Origin of the sequence: Parafrankia sp. EAN1pec (assembly GCF_000018005.1) — a bacterium.
Classification (GTDB): domain Bacteria; phylum Actinomycetota; class Actinomycetes; order Frankiales; family Frankiaceae; genus Parafrankia; species Parafrankia soli.
Window position 1 is genome coordinate 3,440,015 of the sequence record NC_009921.1, and the last position, 16,888, is coordinate 3,456,902.

General features: G+C 67.7%; 16 protein-coding genes and 3 pseudogenes. 10 read left to right on the forward strand and 9 right to left on the reverse strand.

Annotated features, from left to right (window positions below; genetic code table 11):
* Window positions 1-17 precede the first annotated feature (17 nt).
* The 4 genes and pseudogenes from FRANEAN1_RS14220 to FRANEAN1_RS43345 all read left to right on the forward strand — a co-directional run.
* Complete coding sequence (locus tag FRANEAN1_RS14220; RefSeq protein WP_020460496.1) at window positions 18-1,154, forward strand: acyl-CoA dehydrogenase family protein; 1,137 nt, start codon at window positions 18-20, stop codon at window positions 1,152-1,154.
* Window positions 1,155-1,402: 248 nt separating this feature from the next.
* Window positions 1,403-2,212, forward strand: coding sequence for an enoyl-CoA hydratase (locus FRANEAN1_RS14225; RefSeq protein ID WP_020460497.1), 810 nt, complete (start codon window positions 1,403-1,405; stop codon window positions 2,210-2,212).
* A 185-nt stretch (window positions 2,213-2,397) separates the two neighbouring features.
* Window positions 2,398-3,483 carry an S-(hydroxymethyl)mycothiol dehydrogenase gene (locus FRANEAN1_RS14230; RefSeq protein WP_020460498.1) on the forward strand — a complete coding sequence of 362 codons (1,086 nt, stop codon included), beginning with the start codon at window positions 2,398-2,400 and terminating at the stop codon, window positions 3,481-3,483.
* Between the two features lie 145 nt (window positions 3,484-3,628).
* A pseudogene (locus FRANEAN1_RS43345) lies at window positions 3,629-3,787 on the forward strand (MBL fold metallo-hydrolase); the annotation flags it as partial.
* Between the two features lie 476 nt (window positions 3,788-4,263).
* Here FRANEAN1_RS43345 and FRANEAN1_RS38715 read toward each other — a convergent pair.
* The 3 genes and pseudogenes from FRANEAN1_RS38715 to FRANEAN1_RS14245 form a co-directional block, all read right to left on the reverse strand.
* Entirely contained in the window at window positions 4,264-4,620 is a 357-nt protein-coding gene (locus FRANEAN1_RS38715) for an alcohol dehydrogenase catalytic domain-containing protein (RefSeq protein ID WP_020460500.1), read from the reverse strand.
* Window positions 4,617-4,895 carry a transposase gene (locus FRANEAN1_RS14240; RefSeq protein WP_020460501.1) on the reverse strand — a complete coding sequence of 93 codons (279 nt, stop codon included), beginning with the start codon at window positions 4,893-4,895 and terminating at the stop codon, window positions 4,617-4,619. Before FRANEAN1_RS14240 ends, FRANEAN1_RS38715 begins: the two co-directional genes overlap by 4 nt.
* Before the next feature lie 23 nt (window positions 4,896-4,918).
* Window positions 4,919-5,626: pseudogene (locus tag FRANEAN1_RS14245) on the reverse strand (ISAzo13-like element ISFsp12 family transposase); the annotation flags it as partial.
* A gap of 535 nt (window positions 5,627-6,161) precedes the next feature.
* Between FRANEAN1_RS14245 and ltrA the strand changes: the two are divergent.
* The gene (gene ltrA / locus FRANEAN1_RS14250; protein WP_347177008.1) at window positions 6,162-7,448 is read left to right on the forward strand and encodes a group II intron reverse transcriptase/maturase; all 1,287 of its coding nucleotides are present in this window, start codon (window positions 6,162-6,164) and stop codon (window positions 7,446-7,448) included.
* A 73-nt stretch (window positions 7,449-7,521) separates the two neighbouring features.
* Here the strand turns inward: ltrA and FRANEAN1_RS38720 are convergent.
* Both FRANEAN1_RS38720 and FRANEAN1_RS37095 read right to left on the reverse strand, forming a co-directional pair.
* Window positions 7,522-8,481, reverse strand: a pseudogene (locus FRANEAN1_RS38720) (ISAzo13-like element ISFsp12 family transposase); the annotation flags it as partial.
* A gap of 80 nt (window positions 8,482-8,561) precedes the next feature.
* Window positions 8,562-9,008 carry a hypothetical protein gene (locus FRANEAN1_RS37095; RefSeq protein ID WP_347177135.1) on the reverse strand — a complete coding sequence of 149 codons (447 nt, stop codon included), beginning with the start codon at window positions 9,006-9,008 and terminating at the stop codon, window positions 8,562-8,564.
* A gap of 56 nt (window positions 9,009-9,064) precedes the next feature.
* Between FRANEAN1_RS37095 and FRANEAN1_RS43350 the strand changes: the two genes are divergently transcribed.
* Both FRANEAN1_RS43350 and FRANEAN1_RS14265 read left to right on the forward strand, forming a co-directional pair.
* Entirely contained in the window at window positions 9,065-9,211 is a 147-nt protein-coding gene (locus FRANEAN1_RS43350) for a hypothetical protein (protein WP_347177136.1), read from the forward strand.
* Between the two features lie 191 nt (window positions 9,212-9,402).
* Entirely contained in the window at window positions 9,403-10,251 is an 849-nt protein-coding gene (locus FRANEAN1_RS14265; protein ID WP_198145506.1) for a transposase, read from the forward strand.
* 13 nt (window positions 10,252-10,264) lie between these two features.
* On the opposite strand, the gene FRANEAN1_RS43355 is transcribed toward FRANEAN1_RS14265, so the two are convergent.
* From FRANEAN1_RS43355 to FRANEAN1_RS14280, 3 genes are all read right to left on the reverse strand, one after another.
* Window positions 10,265-10,714, reverse strand: coding sequence for a transposase (locus FRANEAN1_RS43355; protein ID WP_083788227.1), 450 nt, complete (start codon window positions 10,712-10,714; stop codon window positions 10,265-10,267).
* A 50-nt stretch (window positions 10,715-10,764) separates the two neighbouring features.
* On the reverse strand, window positions 10,765-11,205 hold the full coding sequence (locus FRANEAN1_RS43360) for a helix-turn-helix domain-containing protein (RefSeq protein WP_347177137.1): 441 nt from the start codon (window positions 11,203-11,205) through the stop codon (window positions 10,765-10,767).
* A 139-nt stretch (window positions 11,206-11,344) separates the two neighbouring features.
* Complete coding sequence (locus tag FRANEAN1_RS14280) at window positions 11,345-13,030, reverse strand: diguanylate cyclase (RefSeq protein WP_020460507.1); 1,686 nt, start codon at window positions 13,028-13,030, stop codon at window positions 11,345-11,347.
* 588 nt (window positions 13,031-13,618) lie between these two features.
* On the opposite strand from FRANEAN1_RS14280, the gene FRANEAN1_RS14285 reads away from it, so the two are divergent.
* Complete coding sequence (locus FRANEAN1_RS14285) at window positions 13,619-14,605, forward strand: Lrp/AsnC family transcriptional regulator (RefSeq protein ID WP_020460508.1); 987 nt, start codon at window positions 13,619-13,621, stop codon at window positions 14,603-14,605.
* A 21-nt stretch (window positions 14,606-14,626) separates the two neighbouring features.
* On the opposite strand, the gene FRANEAN1_RS14290 is transcribed toward FRANEAN1_RS14285, so the two are convergent.
* On the reverse strand, window positions 14,627-15,412 hold the full coding sequence (locus FRANEAN1_RS14290) for an SDR family oxidoreductase (protein ID WP_020460509.1): 786 nt from the start codon (window positions 15,410-15,412) through the stop codon (window positions 14,627-14,629).
* Window positions 15,413-15,618: 206 nt separating this feature from the next.
* On the opposite strand from FRANEAN1_RS14290, the gene FRANEAN1_RS40995 reads away from it, so the two are divergent.
* Window positions 15,619-15,765 carry a hypothetical protein gene (locus FRANEAN1_RS40995; RefSeq protein ID WP_157472635.1) on the forward strand — a complete coding sequence of 49 codons (147 nt, stop codon included), beginning with the start codon at window positions 15,619-15,621 and terminating at the stop codon, window positions 15,763-15,765.
* Between the two features lie 3 nt (window positions 15,766-15,768).
* Window positions 15,769-16,617: a hypothetical protein gene (locus FRANEAN1_RS14295; RefSeq protein WP_020460510.1), complete on the forward strand. Its 849-nt coding sequence runs from the start codon at window positions 15,769-15,771 to the stop codon at window positions 16,615-16,617.
* Window positions 16,618-16,888 lie beyond the last annotated feature (271 nt).

Below are 16,888 nucleotides of genomic sequence, written 5' to 3' on the forward strand. Positions count from 1 at the left end.
GAACGAGATGTGGGTAAATGCTGTTAGAACTGAGCTCCGAGCAAGGAGTCTTCCGCGCCACAACGGCGAAGTACCTTGCGGAACGAGTGTCGGCCGCGGCCCTTCGTGCTCTTCGTGACGATCCTGACGGATTTGACCTCGACTACTGGCGCGCCGGCGCGGACCTCGGGTGGACGTCGTTGCTCATCGGCGAGGACCAGGGCGGGGGGAGCATCAGCGGTGCGCCGCTGGTTGACCTGGGCCTGATCGCCTACGAGTTCGGCAGGGGCGCGGCACCGGGGCCGCTGGTGCCCACGAACATTGTCGCCGAGAGACTGAGCGTGACCGGCGGCGCGCATGCCGCCGTTGTCAAGGAGCTGGCGGCCGGCACCTCGATCGCGTCGTGGTGCCTGGCCGAGCCGGCCTCGAACGGCCATCCCGGGACCGTGAACACGACGGTACGGACCGACGGACCGGACATCGTGGTAGACGGTGTGAAGCGCCCGGTCGAGGCCGCCGGGTCGGCCACCCACTTTCTGGTCGTCGGACGAACAGGGACCGGGCTGACACAGGTGCTCGTGCCGGCGGACACGGCGGGAGTGTCCGTCACGCCGATGCGCGCCGTCGATCTGACCCGTCGCTTCTGCCTTGTCACCTTCGACGGGGTCCGACTGTCGGCCGACGCGGTGGTCGGTGATCTAGGGGACGCGTCCGATGACGTACGGCGGCAGCTCCAGCTTGCCTTGACGATGACCAGCGCCGAGTCCGTCGGCGCCATGCAGCGGGCGTTCGACGTCACTCTCACCTGGGCCTTCGATCGCTTCTCGTTCGGACGACCACTCGCCACCTACCAGGAGATCAAGCACCGGTTCGCGGACATGGCCACCTGGCTGGAGGCGAGCCACGCCATCACGGATGCCGCGGTCGCCGCCGTCGAGGCGGGGGCCCCCGAGGCCGACGAACTGGTCAGCGCGGCCAAGTCCTACGTCGGCGAGTACGGGTCGGAGTTGCTCCAGGACTGCGTACAGATTCACGGTGGCATCGGTCTCACCTTCGAGCACAACCTCCACCTCTACCTCCGTCGCCACACGGCGAACCGAACGCTGTTCGGCACCCCCTCGGTCCATCGCCAACGCGTGGCCGACATCGTCGCGCATCAGGATCGCCCTGCGTAGCATGCCGGTCCATAGATGTCGGAGGAGATGGAGATCCGGATTTCTCCTCAGAAAAATGAACGGTTCCTCTCTCCCTGCCGCTGGCCGGCCGGTAAACCTGCGGCCAGGCCGTCCTGTCGACGAGATGAAGGGCCGCCGGTTCTTCGTGTCTCGCTGGACAGAACCGACGCGCACGGGAACGGGCGAGATTGTCTTACAACCGCTGGACCGATCGCAAGAGGCGCCCACCTCATGGACGAAGGAGACCGATGGACTACGAACACGTCGAGTACGAAGTTGAGGAACAGATCGGCGTCATTACGCTGAACCGACCGCAGTCGGCCAACGCCCAGAGCGCGAAGGTGCTGCGCGAACTCGATGACGCCTGGCGGACCGCTGACAAGGATGCGCAAGTCAAAGTCATCCTTCTGAAGTCAAACGGCAGGCATTTCTCCGCCGGCCACGACATGTCCAGAACAGACGATGAAAGCGAGCGACGCCCAGACTGGACACCCGACAGCGGCTACGACTGGGAGACTCGGCACTACCTGCACTACGCAAAGACGTGGCGTAACATCCCCAAGCCTTCGATCGCCGCCGTCCAGGGCAAGTGCATCGCAGGAGGCCTCATGCTGTGCTGGCCCTGCGATCTCATCATCGCCGCCGACAACGCCGAGTTCTCCGACCCCGTCCTGTTCATGGGCCTCGCTGGCGTCGAGTACCATGCTCACACTTGGGAATTGGGTCCGCGCAGGGCCAAGGAGCTGCTGTTCACCGGCGACCCAGTCCTCGCTGAAGAAGCTCTCGGACTCGGCATGGTCAACAAGGTCGTACCCCTCGATGACCTCGTGACGGCCGCCATGGCGATGGCCCGACGCATAGCGCGGCAGGACACCTTCGCGCTGCGCATGGCCAAGCACGCCGTAAACCACACGCTCGACGTGCAGGGCTTCACCACCTCCGTCGACGCCGTCTTCGACATGCACCACCTCGGGCATGCCCGCGCCGCACTCCTCAACAGCGGTATCCCCTCCCTAGCCGGACTTTCTTCCATGAAGGGCCGCAGCCAGGCCACATGACCAGGTCAGCCGTCGGGGCTGACTCTCATGTGTTGGCAGGCGGCCGAAGCTACCCCAAGGGCAGGAGCCGGGGGCTTACCACCCTTGACAGAGCCTCCCAGTCAAAGTCCGGTGTGGTCTTCGGTCCTCCAGTTCCTGATCCGTCGCAGACGGGTCCCTGTCCCAAACCAAAGGAGAAGACTGTTGTGAGCCGTCAGGTCAAGGGCATCGTGTCGGTTAGGAAGGGAGCTCAGGTAGAGCTGCGCACGATTACCGTGCCAGACCCGGGCGCCGGTGAGGTCACGGTGGACATCCTGGCTTGCGGGGTCTGCCATACCGACTTGCACTATCGCGAGGGCGGCATCAGCGACGACTTCCCGTTTCTGCTCGGGCATGAGGCCGCGGGGACTGTCGCCCAGGTTGGCCCAGGGGTTACCCATGTGGCGCCTGGTGATTATGTGATCCTGAACTGGCGGGCGGTCTGTGGGCGGTGCAGGGCCTGCGAACGCGGCAGGCCTTGGTACTGCTTCGACACCGCGAACGCCACGCAGAAGATGACCCTGGAGGACGGCACCGAGCTGTCCCCGGCGCTTGGCATCGGAGCGTTCGCGGAGGCCACGCTCGTTGCCGCCGGCCAGTGCACCAAGATCGATGCTAGCGCCCCGCCAGAGGTCGCGGGCCTGCTCGGATGTGGCGTGATGGCTGGCATCGGGGCAGCGATCAACACTGGTGAGGTGACGCGCGGCGACAGCGTCGCGGTGATCGGCTGCGGCGGTGTCGGCGCCGCGGCCGTCGCCGGCTCCCTGCTTGCCGGCGCGACAAAGATTATTGCGGTCGACCTCGACGACCGCAAGCTCGCCGTCGCGAAGACGCTGGGAGCGACCCACACGATCAACTCGCGGGAGGCTGATCCGGTCGCCGCGGTGCAGGGGCTCACCGGCGGGTTTGGCGTCGACGTCGTCATCGATGCGGTCGGTCGGGCAGAGACCTGGAAGCAGGCATTTTACGCCCGTGACCTCGCCGGTACCGTTGTGCTCGTTGGCGTGCCCACCCCAGAGATAATGCTGGAGGTGCCGCTGCTGGACGTGTTCGGTCGCGGTGGGCGGCTGAAGTCGTCCTGGTATGGCGACTGCCTGCCCGAGCGGGATTTCCCCATGCTGATCAACTTGTACCTGCAGGGTCGGCTGCCGCTGGACAGGTTCGTCTCCGAAAAGATCGGCCTAGAAGACGTCGAAGCAGCCTTTGACGCGATGAGTCGTGGCGACGTCCTGCGTTCGGTCGTGATGCTGTGACAGACGAGGTGAGTTCTTCGACGAGCCGGGCCACGGGGGCCGGGTTGGCATCGACCACATCGTCACTTCGGGTACATTCTCGCTTGACGGTGGCTGCTGGCACGCGGACAACAATGTCTGGTTGATCGGAAACGACGAGGAATGCGTGCTGATCGACGCGCCCCATGACGCGGCAGCGATTCTGGCGGCCATCGGCGACCAGCGGCTTGTCGCGATACTGCTCACGCACGCGCACGACGACCACGTGGGCGCGGCTTTGGACGTCGGCGATGCGACCGAGGCCGAGATCTGGCTGCATCCTGCGGACCGAGCGCTGTGGGACTGTACCCACCCGAATCGCGCGCCGAGTCGGGAAATCGAGCCAGGCCAGAGGTTCACCGTGGGTGGAGCGGACGGGGTCACTCGCCGCGTTCGGCGAGTAGCCGGTACATGGTGCGCTGCGAACACAGGTAGACGCCCTCGTCGAGCAGGGTCGCCCAGACCTGCGCTGGCCCTTCCTGTGCCGCCGGCAATGCGCCGCCCGGGACCGGCCCACCGCCCGGCAGGCCGCGCTCGCACCGATTTCCGGAACGAGTTGGTCGAGGAACGGAGTGAACTCCTCCCAGGCGTTGCGCCACAGGTCGAGTCCGCTCCCTGGCCGTTGGTGACTGACCGGGCGAACTCGGCCGCTTCCTCGATCGAGCCGAATACCGCTGTGGCACCTAATCGCACAGCCGCCTCGCGCTTCAGGGACACAGGATCGACGGCGATCACGTGACCTGCCCCGGCATGCGCGGCGTCCTAGACGGCGTTGATGCCGATCCCGCCCACGCCCATGACAATGACTACCTGACCCGGCGCCACCCGGGCCGCGTTCACCGCTGATCCCCAGCCGGTCGGGACAGCACAGCCAAGCAGCGCGGCCGAGCGCAGCGGTAGATGTGCCGGGATCCGAATGGCCGACCACTCCGACATGACGCTGAATTCGGCGAACGCTCCGATCAGCGAGGACCGTGCGACATCCTGGCCCAGGTAATGCATGCGGTAGGTGCCATCGAGCTGCGAGCCGTGCATGATGAGCGAACCGTACTGACAAAGGTTCTGTTGACCACCGGCGCAGAAGGCACAGCGGCCGCAGCCAGGGATGAACGAGGTCACGATGTGATCGCCGGGTTTTCGACCTCGACCTGGCCGGCCAGCAGCCCCGTCCCGTGCGCCGCCGCTCCCAGCAGGTGCACCTGGGTTCCGGCAGGTCTGCGTGCGCCACGGCTGGTCTTCCCGTCGACCACCACCGCCGCGGGTGACCCGCCGTCGGGGGCGAGGGTGATGTCACCGAGCAGCGCGGCGGCGAGCGCATCACGGTCCACCCGGGCCAGAAGCCGGCGCAGTGTCGCCTCGTCGGGGGTGGGATCAACCGGTCGAATCCCCAACATGCCGGAGCCCTGGGAGTCGCCGATTAATAACTTCTGTTTTTGATGTTGCTTGGATCGATCAGGCTGGTGAGGTCCTGGACGGTGGGCGCGGTGATCGGCGCGGGTTGGATCCTCCGGTCGAGGCCGTCCAGGACTGGGGTCATCTCGTGGATCGCGTCGCCGACAGCGCCGCGTGGTGAACCCAGCAGGCGGGTGAGGGCCTGCTGCTGGGTCTTCCAACGATGGTGGATCAGGGTGACGAGCAGCCGGTCGGACAGCGACAGGGGCCCGCGCCGCAGGACGCGGTGGCGGGCGTGCTTGTGGTGCAGGCTGATCGGTGGGTGGTCGAGGATGTACTGCTCGGCGGCGGCGAGCAGGGCGGTGAACTCGCCCGGGTTCATGCCGGTGATGGTCGGATGGTGCAGCCAGTCCGGGGCACGGTCGTCGGGCTGGCCGGTCTCGACATACCGGGACGCCGGCGTCGAGACGGTGCGGGGTGGCGCCGGTACGAGGGTGTAGTTCCACTGGCCGTGCCAGTCATGGGCCGTCAGCGGTAGGGCGTCCATGACCTCGTCGGGCACGGTCAGCCCGGTCGGGTAGGCGCCGGGGTCGAGCTCGGCGTGGACGCTCAGCCCGGTGCGTGTCGTCGTCGCACCGATGGTGTTGACCACGACCTCGTGGCTGGTCAGGGGGCGGCCGCGCCAGTTCGTGCTGATCCGGGAGAACAACCGGTGCTCGATCTTGTGAAAGCGCCGGGATAAACCGGCATGGAGGAGGAGATGGAAGAGCTCTGCGTCGAAGGGCTAGCGACCCACGGCGACCCCGAGTCATGCGTCGACGTCCCGCGAGGGCGTGGCGAAGCGTTGACAGGGGCACGTGCAGGCCGGGCTATGGAGCCGCGAAATGAAGCATCCGGGGTGCCCACGCTGTACAAGAGGCGGAAGGCCACACTACTGGCGGCGCTATCGCGAGTCGTCGGTGGACCCTGCGCGGTCAAAGAACCAGGGCATGTACGGAACCTCCATGCGCGAGAACCGGGAGATCCCACGCTCGCCCGCCCGGCCGATCACCGGGTGGGCCGTTCAGGGAACATAAGGTGGTACGCCTGAGATGCACGAGCGTGGGAAGTCGGATCGTCTTGTAGTACCTGCGAACCCGCCGAACAAGGCCACAGCTGCGGAGGTGGGGGAGGGAAGGGGACGAGCCAAGGGGAACACGGACAGTAAAACGCATCCCGGACACAGCGCCGGAACTGATGCGTCCAGTGCGCTGGGCCGTGTGCGTGAAGTGGCACGACGGGACAGGAACGCGCGGTTCACCGCGCTGCTGCACCATGTCACGCTGGGTCGGCTCCGGGAGGCGTATCGGGCGATCAGCCCGAAAGCGGCTGCTGGGGTGGACGGGGTGACGTGGACCGACTACGGGCAGGACCTGGAGGCCAATCTGCAGGATCTGCACGTGCGGGTGCAGTCGGGATGTTACCGGGCGACACCGTCGAGGCGGGCGTACATACCGAAGGCGGACGGGCGGCTTCGGCCGCTCGGGATCGCCTCGCTGGAGGACAAGATTGTTCAGCGGGCGGTTGTCGAGGTGCTGGGCGCCGTCTACGAGGTGGACTTCCGGGGCTTCTCGTATGGGTTCCGGCCGGGGCGGGGTCCGCATGACGCGTTGGACGCCCTCGCGGTCGGGATCTGGAGGAAGCGGGTGAACTGGGTGCTCGACGCGGACATCCGCGACTTTTTCGGCCAGATTGATCATTCCTGGCTGCGGAGGTTTCTGGAGCACCGGATCGCGGACAAGCGGGTCCTGCGGCTGATCGACAAGTGGTTGGCCGCGGGGGTCGTCGAGGATGGGGAGTGGACAGCGTGTGAGGAAGGTTCGCCACAAGGGGCGTCAGTGTCCCCGCTGCTGGCGAACGTCTACTTGCACTATGTCCTCGACCTGTGGGTCGACTGGTGGCGGCGTCGCCACGCGCGCGGAGATGTCATTGTCGTGCGCTGGGCCGACGACTTCATCGTCGGGTTCGAATACGAGGAGGATGCGCGGCGGTTCCTGGACGAGCTGCGCGAACGGTTCGCGAAGTTCGGGTTGGAACTGCACCCGGATAAGACGCGGCTGATCGAGTTCGGGCGGTACGCCGCCCGGGATCGGAAGCGGCGGGGTCTGGGCAAGCCGGAGACGTTCGACTTTCTGGGGTTCACGCACATCTGTGCGACATCCCGGAGGGGGACGTTCTGGCTCAAGCGCATCACGATCGCGAAACGCATGCGGGCGAAGCTGAAGGCGGTCAATGAGCAGCTGAAGCGTCGCCGGCATACGCCCATCCCGGATCAGGGACGCTGGTTGGCGAGCGTGCTACGTGGGCATATGGCCTACTACGCCGTGCCCGGCAACACCGACACGATGTCGGCCTTCCGTACCCAGGTGACACGGCACTGGTGCAAGGCGCTGCGGCGCCGCAGCCAACGTGACCGGATGAACTGGCAACGGATGGGGCGGATCGCGGCTCGATGGCTACCCCCAGTCCGAGTGATGCATCCCTTCCCGGAGAGACGCTTCGCAGCCAGAACCTGAGGCAGGAGCCCAGTGCGGTAGTCCCGCACGCTGGGATCTGTGCGGGGGGCCGCCCGCAAGGGCGGTCCCTACCGCGACTCCATTTCGAGGTACCCGGCGGGAAGTGGCACACGGTGATCTGAAGGTTGGCCGTGCGGGCGAGATCGGCGAGTTCCTTCTTCCAGGCACGTACCCGGTAGCCGTTCGCGCCGCCGGCATCCGCTGTGATCAGCAGCCGGGTTGCGGTCGGGTAGCGGTGGCGGCCTTCGCCGTCCCACCAGCGGCGCAGGGTCGCGACCGCGAACGCGGCGGTGTCGCCGTCGCAGCCGACCGACACCCAGCCGGTGTCGGCGGTGAGGTCGTAGATGCCGTAGGGCACCGCTTTCTGGGCGTTCTTCTCGGGGAAGTCATGGGCGCGGACCCGTACCGGCTGGCCGGCGCGGTGCCATTCCCGGCCGGCGACGGCGTAGTCACCGAGGACTTCCTTCTTCTTCGTGTCGACGCTGACGACCGGCTGTCCGGCCGCGATGAAGTCCTTGACCCGCTCGTTGATGTAGGAGAACTGGCCGTCTCGGTCAGGGTGACGCGCGCCCTCGGTCGTGCGTGAGGTGCCCTGCAGACTGAACCCCTCCGCGCGCAGCAGCGCGCCGACCGTGTCCGCGCCGACCGGATGCCCATCCGTGGTCAGCTGCTCGGCGAGCCGGCGGGTGGACTTCACTGTCCATCGCAACGGCGATTCCGGATCACCCCGCTGGTCGGGCTCGACCAGCGCCATCAGCGCCGCCACCAGCTCCGAGTCCTTCTCCCGCAGCGCCTTGCGGCCCGCACCCGGCACACGCACCCGGCCCGTCGAGGCCGCGCCGGACTCCAGCTCGGCGACGCCACGCGAGACCGTGTCCGCTGATACCCCGGCTGCCCGGGCCACCAACCGGATCCCACCATGCCCGAGCGCCCGCGCGTCCGCTCCCAGCACCAGCCGGCGCTGTCGCTCGTCCAGATGCGGCAACAACACGGTGAACTTCTCCGCGAGCACCACCTCGTCAACCCGCTCCACGTGCCGGAGCGTCCCACGATCTCCGACGTAGATCAAAGACCGAAGTTATTTTCCGGCAGCTCCCTGGAGGGTGATCCGTCTCACCCGGTACGCAGTAGGATCCCGCCGCCCGGCGAGGCACCGACGCCGGACGCGTAGAGGGCGACCTCGGCGTCGGGAAGCTGGTTGACGGCCGTCCCACGCAGCTGGCGGACGCCTTCCAGAACGTGGGTGATGCCCTGCCGGTACACCTCGGCGAGGTTCCCACCATGGGTATTGACCGGTAGCCCGCCCTCCCGAAATATCCCGCCGTCGCCGACGAACGGATCGCCCTCTCCCACGGGGCAGAACCCCCAGTCCTCCAGGCTCATGATCACCGAGGGTGTGAACCCGTCGTAGATGATCGCGACGTCGATGTCCGCCGGCCCCACCCCCGCGCGGGCGTACAGGTCGCGGGCGGCGCGGCGGTGACCTGTGCTGACGAAGTCCTCGTCGATGGTGTTGAACGACGCGGTGGCCCACTTGTACTCGCCGGTGGCCGCGACCACGCTGACCACGCCCGCCGGCTGGCGCAGGTCCCGGGGCCCGTGCCGGGGTGGTGAGGATGACCGCCGCGGCGCCGTCGGACTCCATGCAGCAGTCCAGCAGCCGCAGCGGGTCGCAGGTCAGCCGGGACGCATGGTGCTCGGCGACGGTGATCTCCTCGCGGAAGCGGGCCTCGGGGTTGTTCGCCGCGTTGCGCCGCGCGTAGATGTCCTCAGATATGAAGGGGTTCCTCGTTGTGTGGCCGCGACCCCCGAGCAATATGACGTTCAGGACACCGTCGGGTAGGCCGGCTTCACGGAAGATCTCCTCTAGTTTCAGAGCGCTCAGCGGCGTCTGGCGGTGACTACTTCACCGTCGTCATCGAATGGGGCCCGGTTCGATGATCTGTTCTCGGCGTTGGGGCAGCGGCGGGGGTTCCGGGAGTATCTGACCGGGTTGCTCGCCGCCCGGGATCGGAACAAGACGCTGACCTGCCTGGCCGGGGCCGAACCGGTGGTGGGAGCGGCCCATCCGGCGGTGCAGCGGCTGCAGTTCTTCCTGTCGGAATCGGTGTGGGACCCGGAGAAGATTAATACCCGGCGGGTGGAGCTGCTGCAGGCCGATCCGCAGACCGCTTCGCACCCGGACGGGGTGCTGGTGATCGACGACTCCGGGGATCGCAAGGACGGCACCGCCACCGCGCATGTGGGCCGGCAGTGGCTGGGCCGGTACGGCAAGACCGACAGCGCGGTGGTCACGGTGAGCACCCTGTGGGCGGACGAACAGATCTACTATCCGCTGCACGCCCAGCCCTACACCCCGGCCCACCATTTCCCGCAGGGGAAAAGCGACCCGGGTTTCCGGACCAAACCGCAGATCGCCATCGACCTGGCCCGGCGCGCCCGCCGGGCCGGGGTGGCGTTTCGGGCGGTGGTGGCGGACTGCGCCTACGGCGACCACGACGGGTTCCGCGCCGAGCTGACCAGGGCGGGGCTGGGGTTCGTCATGGCACTCAAACCACACCGGGGTACCTGGGCCTACGGCCCGGACGCGCACACCCCGGTGGATGCCGCCCGCGAGCTGGCCTGGCATGGTCCACACAAGCCTGGCGACTGGACGGCGGTGACCCGGACCTTCCGTGACGGGCACACCGCCCGCTGGTGGGCAGCCGAAGCACGCCTGGGCTGGTGGGGACCGGACGGGAGCACCCGGCTGGTGGTGGCGACCACCGACCCGGACCGGCTCCCGGACACCAGCACCTGCTAGTAGGCTGTCGCCGCTAATGTGTGGGGTATAGGCGGCGGAGTTTGGTGCGGGCGTCATCGGTGGTGAAGTGCCAGTTGACTTGACGCTGGTCGGCGTTGACGGCTGCCTGCCAGGCGGTGAGTTCGGTGTGTTCGTGGGTGTTGAGGTTGTCCATGACCAGCACGACCCGTTCGGCGTCGGGGTAGTCGAGGGTGAGCAGGCGCCTGACGTAGTGTGCCCAGTCGATCCTGGTGCGCCGTGGGGTGGCCTGGACCCGCCGCCAGCCGGCGAGTGGCTCGACCCAGCAGAAGATCGAGCAGGTTCCGTGGCGCACGTACTCGGAGTCCTCTCGCCGGTCATGCCCTGGCGTGGCGGGGATCGGGTCGCGGGCGTGGGCCAGGAGCTGGTAGGGCTTCTCGTCCATGCACACCACGGGCACGTCTGTGTCGTGGGGCCGGGCGTAGACCGCCAGGACGTCTTCCATCCGCGCGGCGAACTGCGCGTTCGCCCTCGGTGGGATGGTCCAGCATTTCCTCAGATGAGGACGCAACCTCGTTTTTTTAAGACCCGGCCGATGGTCGAGTGGTCCAGGTCCGGGATGTCGGCGACCAGCGCGACGTGCTTCTCCAACAGCCGTAGCGACCAGCGGGCATAACCTGCCGGTGGCTGCGAGCATGCCAGCGCGATCAGTCTGGCCTCAACCTCGCCGGTGACCGGTGAGGGCACGGGAGGAAGCTCCCGTTCCTTCCGACCGATCGTGGCCCACACATCCCCACCGGTCTCGGTGAACCGCTTCGCGACCAGCCGCAGCGTCTCACCCGAGACCCCGACCCGGACCACGAGCTCTTCCTGGGAGGCAACCGGGCCGACCGAGGTGTCCAACGCGAGCAGGACCCGCGCCCGCCGGATCATCGACGCCGGATGAACCCCCGTCGAGGTCACCCGAACCAACTCGTCACGATCAGTCGCGGTCAAGGTGACCGGCCGCTTCTTCTGCGAACCCACGACACAGTCCTGACCGGCGGAGGGACGGGGAGATCTGCCAGACCCAACCCTCTCACCCAGACACAAGACACACCAGAACTAAGCGGCGACAGCCTACTAGCTAGCTAGGTCAGAGGTGCATCCAGGACTCGTGGACGATGCACTGTCCAGCTCCGGCGCGCTTCGCTGCGTACATCGCGATGTCGGAGGCGTTGAGCAGGCGGTCCGGATCGGAGAGGTCCGCGCGGGAGATCGCCACTCCGGCGCTTGCCGAGACGCGTACGGTTCCCTCCGCAAGTACCACAGGCTCCTCGATCTCTGCGAGCACTCGCCGGGCGAGCCGTTCGACGGCCGCAGGCGAGTCGACGCGCTCGCAGAGCACGGCGAACTCGTCCCCGGCGAGGCGGGCGACCAGATCGTCTGGCCGCACCGCCGCCTCGAGCCGGCGGGCGATCTCGCACAGCAGCCGGTCGCCGGCCTGGTGGCCGTAGGTGTCGTTGACGGTCTTGAAGCCGTCGAGATCGATGAAGACCACGCCTGTGCGGTGCAGCTTGAGGCTGCGGGCGAGCCGCTCGAGCAGCCATGAGCGGTTGGGCAGGTCGGTGAGGGTGTCGTGCGTCGAGCGGTAGCGGATCTCCTGTTCGGCGGCGAACCGCGCCGCCGCCGAGCCCAGCACGCTCGCGACCGCAACGAGGAACTCCTCGTCCCGGTCACCGAACGGCTCCCGGTCCGGCCCCGGGCGATGTACGGCGACCACGGCCCTACAGACGCCGGGCCGGCCTATCGGTGCGGCCAGGGTCCGCCAGCCCTCCGTCAGGTCCGCTGTCCTGAGGGTCGTGCGTCCGGTGCGGATGACGGTCGACAGTACGTTCTCTGCGACGTCGCTCGGGACGGGCGGGCCGGCGGTGGCGGTGGCGGTGGCGGTGAGTTTCGTGCCGTGAGCGGTGGCCACCGCGACGTCGATCTCGTGCAGCGTCGCCGCGGCGTCGAGCTGGTTGGCCAGCACGGTGGTGGCGTGTTGCCAGAGGTCGACCGGTTCGAGCGTAACCAGCGCCTGCTCAGCGAGGCTGGCGAGCTGGGCTTGGCCGGCGCGGGCGAGTTCCCGTTCGGTGACATCGGTGGCGAGTGCGGCAGCCAGCCGGACCTGGCCGGCCGCGTCGGTGATGGGAACCACATGGAAGTCGAAGTAGCGGCCGTACGCCTGGACGACCAGCGAGTCAGACTCACCTTTGAAGGCGGCCTCGACCATCGACAGCGGTTCCTGGTAGTCCGCGAAGACCTCGAAGACAGATGTTGCCTCGGCATTGAGCGTGTCCTCGGTCTCTTGAGGGGAGCGCCCGCGTGTAGCGAACACGATGCGACCGAACGGGTCAACCAGACCCACCGACATCGGGCTGTTGTCCAGGGCGAGCCCGAGATAGCTGGCGATCTGCTCACGGTCGGCCACGTCCTCCAGGCGACTCACCAACTGGGGCTCGTCGTCTCCGAACAGCCCCACGAAGTTGTGGGCGAGTGTGGAGGTAACCCAAACGTGGACGATCTCTCCTCCCGGCCGAGCGAACCTCATTCGGAACGGCGGGAACCGCTTGTCGGAGCCACCGGGGCCCTGGCCGATGACCCTGCGCTCGTATCTGGTGAAGAGCTCATAGTCCGTCTGGGGGACGAGGGTTTGCCAGGAGCGGCCGAGCATCTCGTCCGGCTCGCGACCCAGGATCTGGCACGCAGTCGCGTTGACGTACCTGACGATCCTGCTGTGCGCGCCCGTGATGATGACGCCGATCCGTAGCTCGTCGACCAGGCTCTCTCTGAAGTCCACAGCAATCGTTGGCGTGTACCTTCCGGTCTCGTCCTTCCCCGCGTGCTACGCTGCGGTGACTCGCAGCGACCAAAGTGGGTCTACCCCCGCTGGGCTGGCGGAACCCGAGGATCCACCCGCAGCCGGGCGGGCCGAGGCGTCGTGCGGTCGGGCTTGGAGTTGTTGGGCGAGACTTGCTATAGAGACTGCGATCGTGGCTGGCGCCCGGAATGCACGCTGCCGCCGCGGGGTATTGAGCAGGTCGCCGTCAGGCTGTGGCAGGCGGCGCGGACCTCGACCCGCGACCGTAAAGTGCTGCGGCTTCGGTAAAGCTCGTCAACGAGGCGCCTGTGGATGACGCGTTGCTGCTCGTGCGAGCGTGCCTGCTGGCCGCGCCGAGCCGGACGCCGGTCCGGCTCGGACCTCAGCCGTGGGGGAGGCTTACCGTGCGGGGCACCATCCTGTCGGTCACCTCGACGTGGCCCGCGGCCGACGAGAGCCGCCGGATGCGGACCGCCACCGTCCACACTGATGACCGAGATCGCTGTACGAGTTGGCGGCGTGACGTTCCGCTCATACGTCGACTTTGCTGAGCGATATGGTCGTGCCATGACGGAGCCTTTGGAGATTGACGATCTCGATCGGGGGATCGTCGAGCGGCTTCGAGTGGACGGTCGGGACACGAACCGTTCGATCGCGAGCAGCCTTGGGGTCGGGGAGGCCACCGTGGCGGCGCGCCTGCGACGTCTCGAGGCCGCCAATGCCGTCCACGTCGTCGCGCTGACCGACATGCACCGGATGGGCTTGGAGTGGTTCGCCTTCCTGCTCATCCGAGTCAGTGGACGGCCTGTGCTCGAGGTCGCCTCCGATCTTTCGGCCATCGACCAGGCGATCTTTGTGAACATCCATTCCGGACGGTTCGACATGATCTGCGGCGTGCTTGCACGCAGCCGCGCGGAGCTCGCCCGCGTGGTCGGTGAGGTCGTGCCGCGGGTGGACGGCGTCGTCTCCGTCCGCTGCGAACTCGCGGCCGACGTGCTGCGGTTCGACTCGTCCTGGGCTGCGTTGGTCGACGGCCCCGGGCGTGGCGTGTTCCGTGGTCCGGAGATTCCCATCGGGGCCGTCGACAGCCTCGACCTGCGCATCATCGAGTGTCTGCAGCGCGACGCCCGCAGTAGCAACCGGATGATCGCCACGGAGCTCGACGTGTCCGAGGGCACGGTGCGGACCCGCCTCCGTCGGATGGAGTCCGAGGGTCTCGTGCGCATCCGCGCCGTCAGCGACATCCACGCGTTCGGGATCAGCGCGGCGGCGCTCGTCGGGCTCCACGTCGCTGGGGGCGAGGTGGCCGCGGTACAGCAGGCGCTGGAGGGCGTCGCCGGCCTTGTGGCGATCATTCGCTGCCTGGGGGAGTTCGACTACATGCTCATCGTCCTCGCCCGTGACCGTGCAGCCCTCATACAGACGGTGGTCGGCCAGCTCCAGCCGATGAAGTGCTTGCGGTCCGTCGAGACGTTCGAGTACGTCACCACAGTAAAACACCTCTACACATGGGTCCGGCTTGTCACGGACGACGAAGTTGGTGAGACCCGGTAGTGCCTCCCAGGGCCGCAGCCGTCAGTAGACCTGCGGATCCGGCCCGCCTCCGTCGACGACGATCCGCTGGCCGGTGACGTACCCGGCGCCCGGCCCGAGCAGGAACGCGACGACCGCGGCCACGTCGTCGGGGGTGCACACCCGGCCGAACGGCGCGTCGCCGTCGAGGTCATGGACGTGTTTCCCGCTCGTCGCGCGGACCAGCCGCGAGCCCATGTCGGTCGCGACGAGCCCAGGGGCGACGATGTTGACCCGGATCCCGTGTCGGCGCTCCTCCCGGGCGAGGGTGCGCGCGGCGACCTCCATCGCGGCTTTGGCCATCGTGTAGGGCGCGCACCGAGCGGGCGCCGACGCGGCGGTCGTACTCGAGACCACGACGACGTCGCCGCGGCCGGCTGTCCGCAGGTCGGGCAGGAGGAGCCGGATCAGCGCGAGCGGCCCGAAGGCGTGGACCTGCATCAGGTGCTGGAACTCCTGCGCCGACGTGTCGGCCACCGTCAGCCCCCGGCTGGCGACCCCGGCGTTGCTGACGACGATGTCGACCGGGCCGAGAGAGTCATGGATGTCCTCGACGAGGGTGGCGCCGGCCCGGTTGTCGGCAATGTCGGCGGCAAACGCCACGGCGCGTCCACCGCCCGCGCGGATCGCCGTGACCGCCTCGTCCGCGGCGGTGGCAGCGCGGTGGTATGTCAGCCCCACGGCGGCCCCGAGCCCCGCCAGGTGCGCGCCGATCGCGGCACCGACCCCTCGCGAGCCGCCCGTCACCACCGCCGTCCGCCCAGCCAACGGGCCCACCGCCGCCGTCATCCGCCACCTCTCCCTGCTGCGCTAGTCGGTGATCCAGGTCAATGATAATAGCAGTATGCGTCGTAAACGATCATAAATGATGCGCACAAGCTTGAACGTTGGGCGACTGTACGTCATTATTCGATCAGGTGGATGATCGTTCGGCTGGTACGCCCGCGAGTTCGGAAGGCCGCGGACGGCCCCGCCTTCAGTGCAAGGAGTCGCCGATGACCCAGCAATCCATGACGAACACCGCCGGTGGCCGCCCGGCTGACACGACGGTCCTCACCTCGTGCGACAGGATCACAGGGGAGCCGGTCGCGGCTCTCCCGACCATGGCGCCGGGCCAGGCCCCGCGCGTCGCCGAGGGCTGAGCGATGGAGATCATCCGGCCGGTCGACCTCCAGGCCCCGCACGCCGCGTATCTGACCTTCTACATCGTGTTCGTCCTCAGTGCGTTAGCGACGACGGCCCTCATCGCGCAGCGGGCCGTCAAGCTCAGATCCCTGCTGCCGCTGGCAGCTCTCGCCGGGGGTGCCGCGATCGGCATCGTGATGCCCCCCATCCTCAATGTCCTCACCCTCGTGTGGTTCCCCTCGAACATCCCGGGCACAGCCGTCACCGCCTTCGGGATGCGCGACCCAGTGTTCGACGCCATCGGGTACGCGCTGTTCATCGGGTTCGGCGGATGGGTGTTCTGCGAGCAGCTCACGGCCGGTCGCGGCAGGCGGGCCCTGGTGGAGACGTTCCTCGTGTGGGGAGTCAGCGACCTAATCATCGAACTGCCCTTCCTCCACTGGGGTATGTACACCTATTACGGGTCGCAGCCCTTGACCGTCATGGGTTTTCCGCTCCACTGGGTCCTCATGAACGGGCTCGTCCCGGTGATCTCCGGCTACACGATGTACCTCGTGACGGCGCACTGGCCCGCGGGGAAGGCCGGCGCACCGTGGCGGGTCCTTGTGTGTCCCGCGCTCGCTGCCGGCGTCCTCTTCATCCCGGTGGCGCCGGTGGCGACCGCGCTCAACGCACAGATCTCCGACTGGGTGCGCGTCGCGGCTGCCCTCGTGAGCATGGTGATGTCGCTGGCGATCCTGCGCTGGATCGCGCGCAACCTCCCCGGCCCGGTGGGGCCGACGGTGCTGGGAACCGCTGAGGTGGTGGGCAACCACCGGCCCAGCAGTGCGTCCCTGGCGTCAGCCCGCCCGCGGGACCCTGTGTCGTAGAGATCGGCGGCATCGGTTGTCCGCGCCGAAGATCTGAGCCCGCCCACGAGCATCTGCGATCTGCCGCACGACAGCGTTCGCCTACCCCTCGGTGCCGCGGCGGTGGGCGAACGCCGCCGAGGCACCCCCCACGGCGAGGCCTCGGCCGGCGGCGGCTCCGGCCGGAGTGGCCCTGATCACTGACACGACCTGTCCGGGTCCGGGTTCGACTGCGGCTACTTTCGGTGGCAAGTTGCTTCGCGTATCTCCTAGCGGAGAGACTTGATGATCA

What these genes read in the sequence shown, in the direction of transcription:
- FRANEAN1_RS14290 (WP_020460509.1), bottom strand. Translation starts at nt 15,412, where the DNA reads ATGACGGCGGCGGTGGGCCCGTTGGCTGGGCGGACGGCGGTGGTGACG.
- FRANEAN1_RS43355 (WP_083788227.1), bottom strand. Translation starts at nt 10,714, where the DNA reads ATGGAAGACGTCCTGGCGGTCTACGCCCGGCCCCACGACACAGACGTG.
- FRANEAN1_RS14220 (WP_020460496.1), top strand. Translation starts at nt 18, where the DNA reads ATGCTGTTAGAACTGAGCTCCGAGCAAGGAGTCTTCCGCGCCACAACG.
- FRANEAN1_RS14295 (WP_020460510.1), top strand. Translation starts at nt 15,769, where the DNA reads ATGGAGATCATCCGGCCGGTCGACCTCCAGGCCCCGCACGCCGCGTAT.
- FRANEAN1_RS14285 (WP_020460508.1), top strand. Translation starts at nt 13,619, where the DNA reads ATGACGGAGCCTTTGGAGATTGACGATCTCGATCGGGGGATCGTCGAG.
- FRANEAN1_RS14225 (WP_020460497.1), top strand. Translation starts at nt 1,403, where the DNA reads ATGGACTACGAACACGTCGAGTACGAAGTTGAGGAACAGATCGGCGTC.
- FRANEAN1_RS43350 (WP_347177136.1), top strand. Translation starts at nt 9,065, where the DNA reads ATGACCGCCGCGGCGCCGTCGGACTCCATGCAGCAGTCCAGCAGCCGC.
- FRANEAN1_RS14240 (WP_020460501.1), bottom strand. Translation starts at nt 4,895, where the DNA reads ATGTTGGGGATTCGACCGGTTGATCCCACCCCCGACGAGGCGACACTG.
- FRANEAN1_RS40995 (WP_157472635.1), top strand. Translation starts at nt 15,619, where the DNA reads ATGACCCAGCAATCCATGACGAACACCGCCGGTGGCCGCCCGGCTGAC.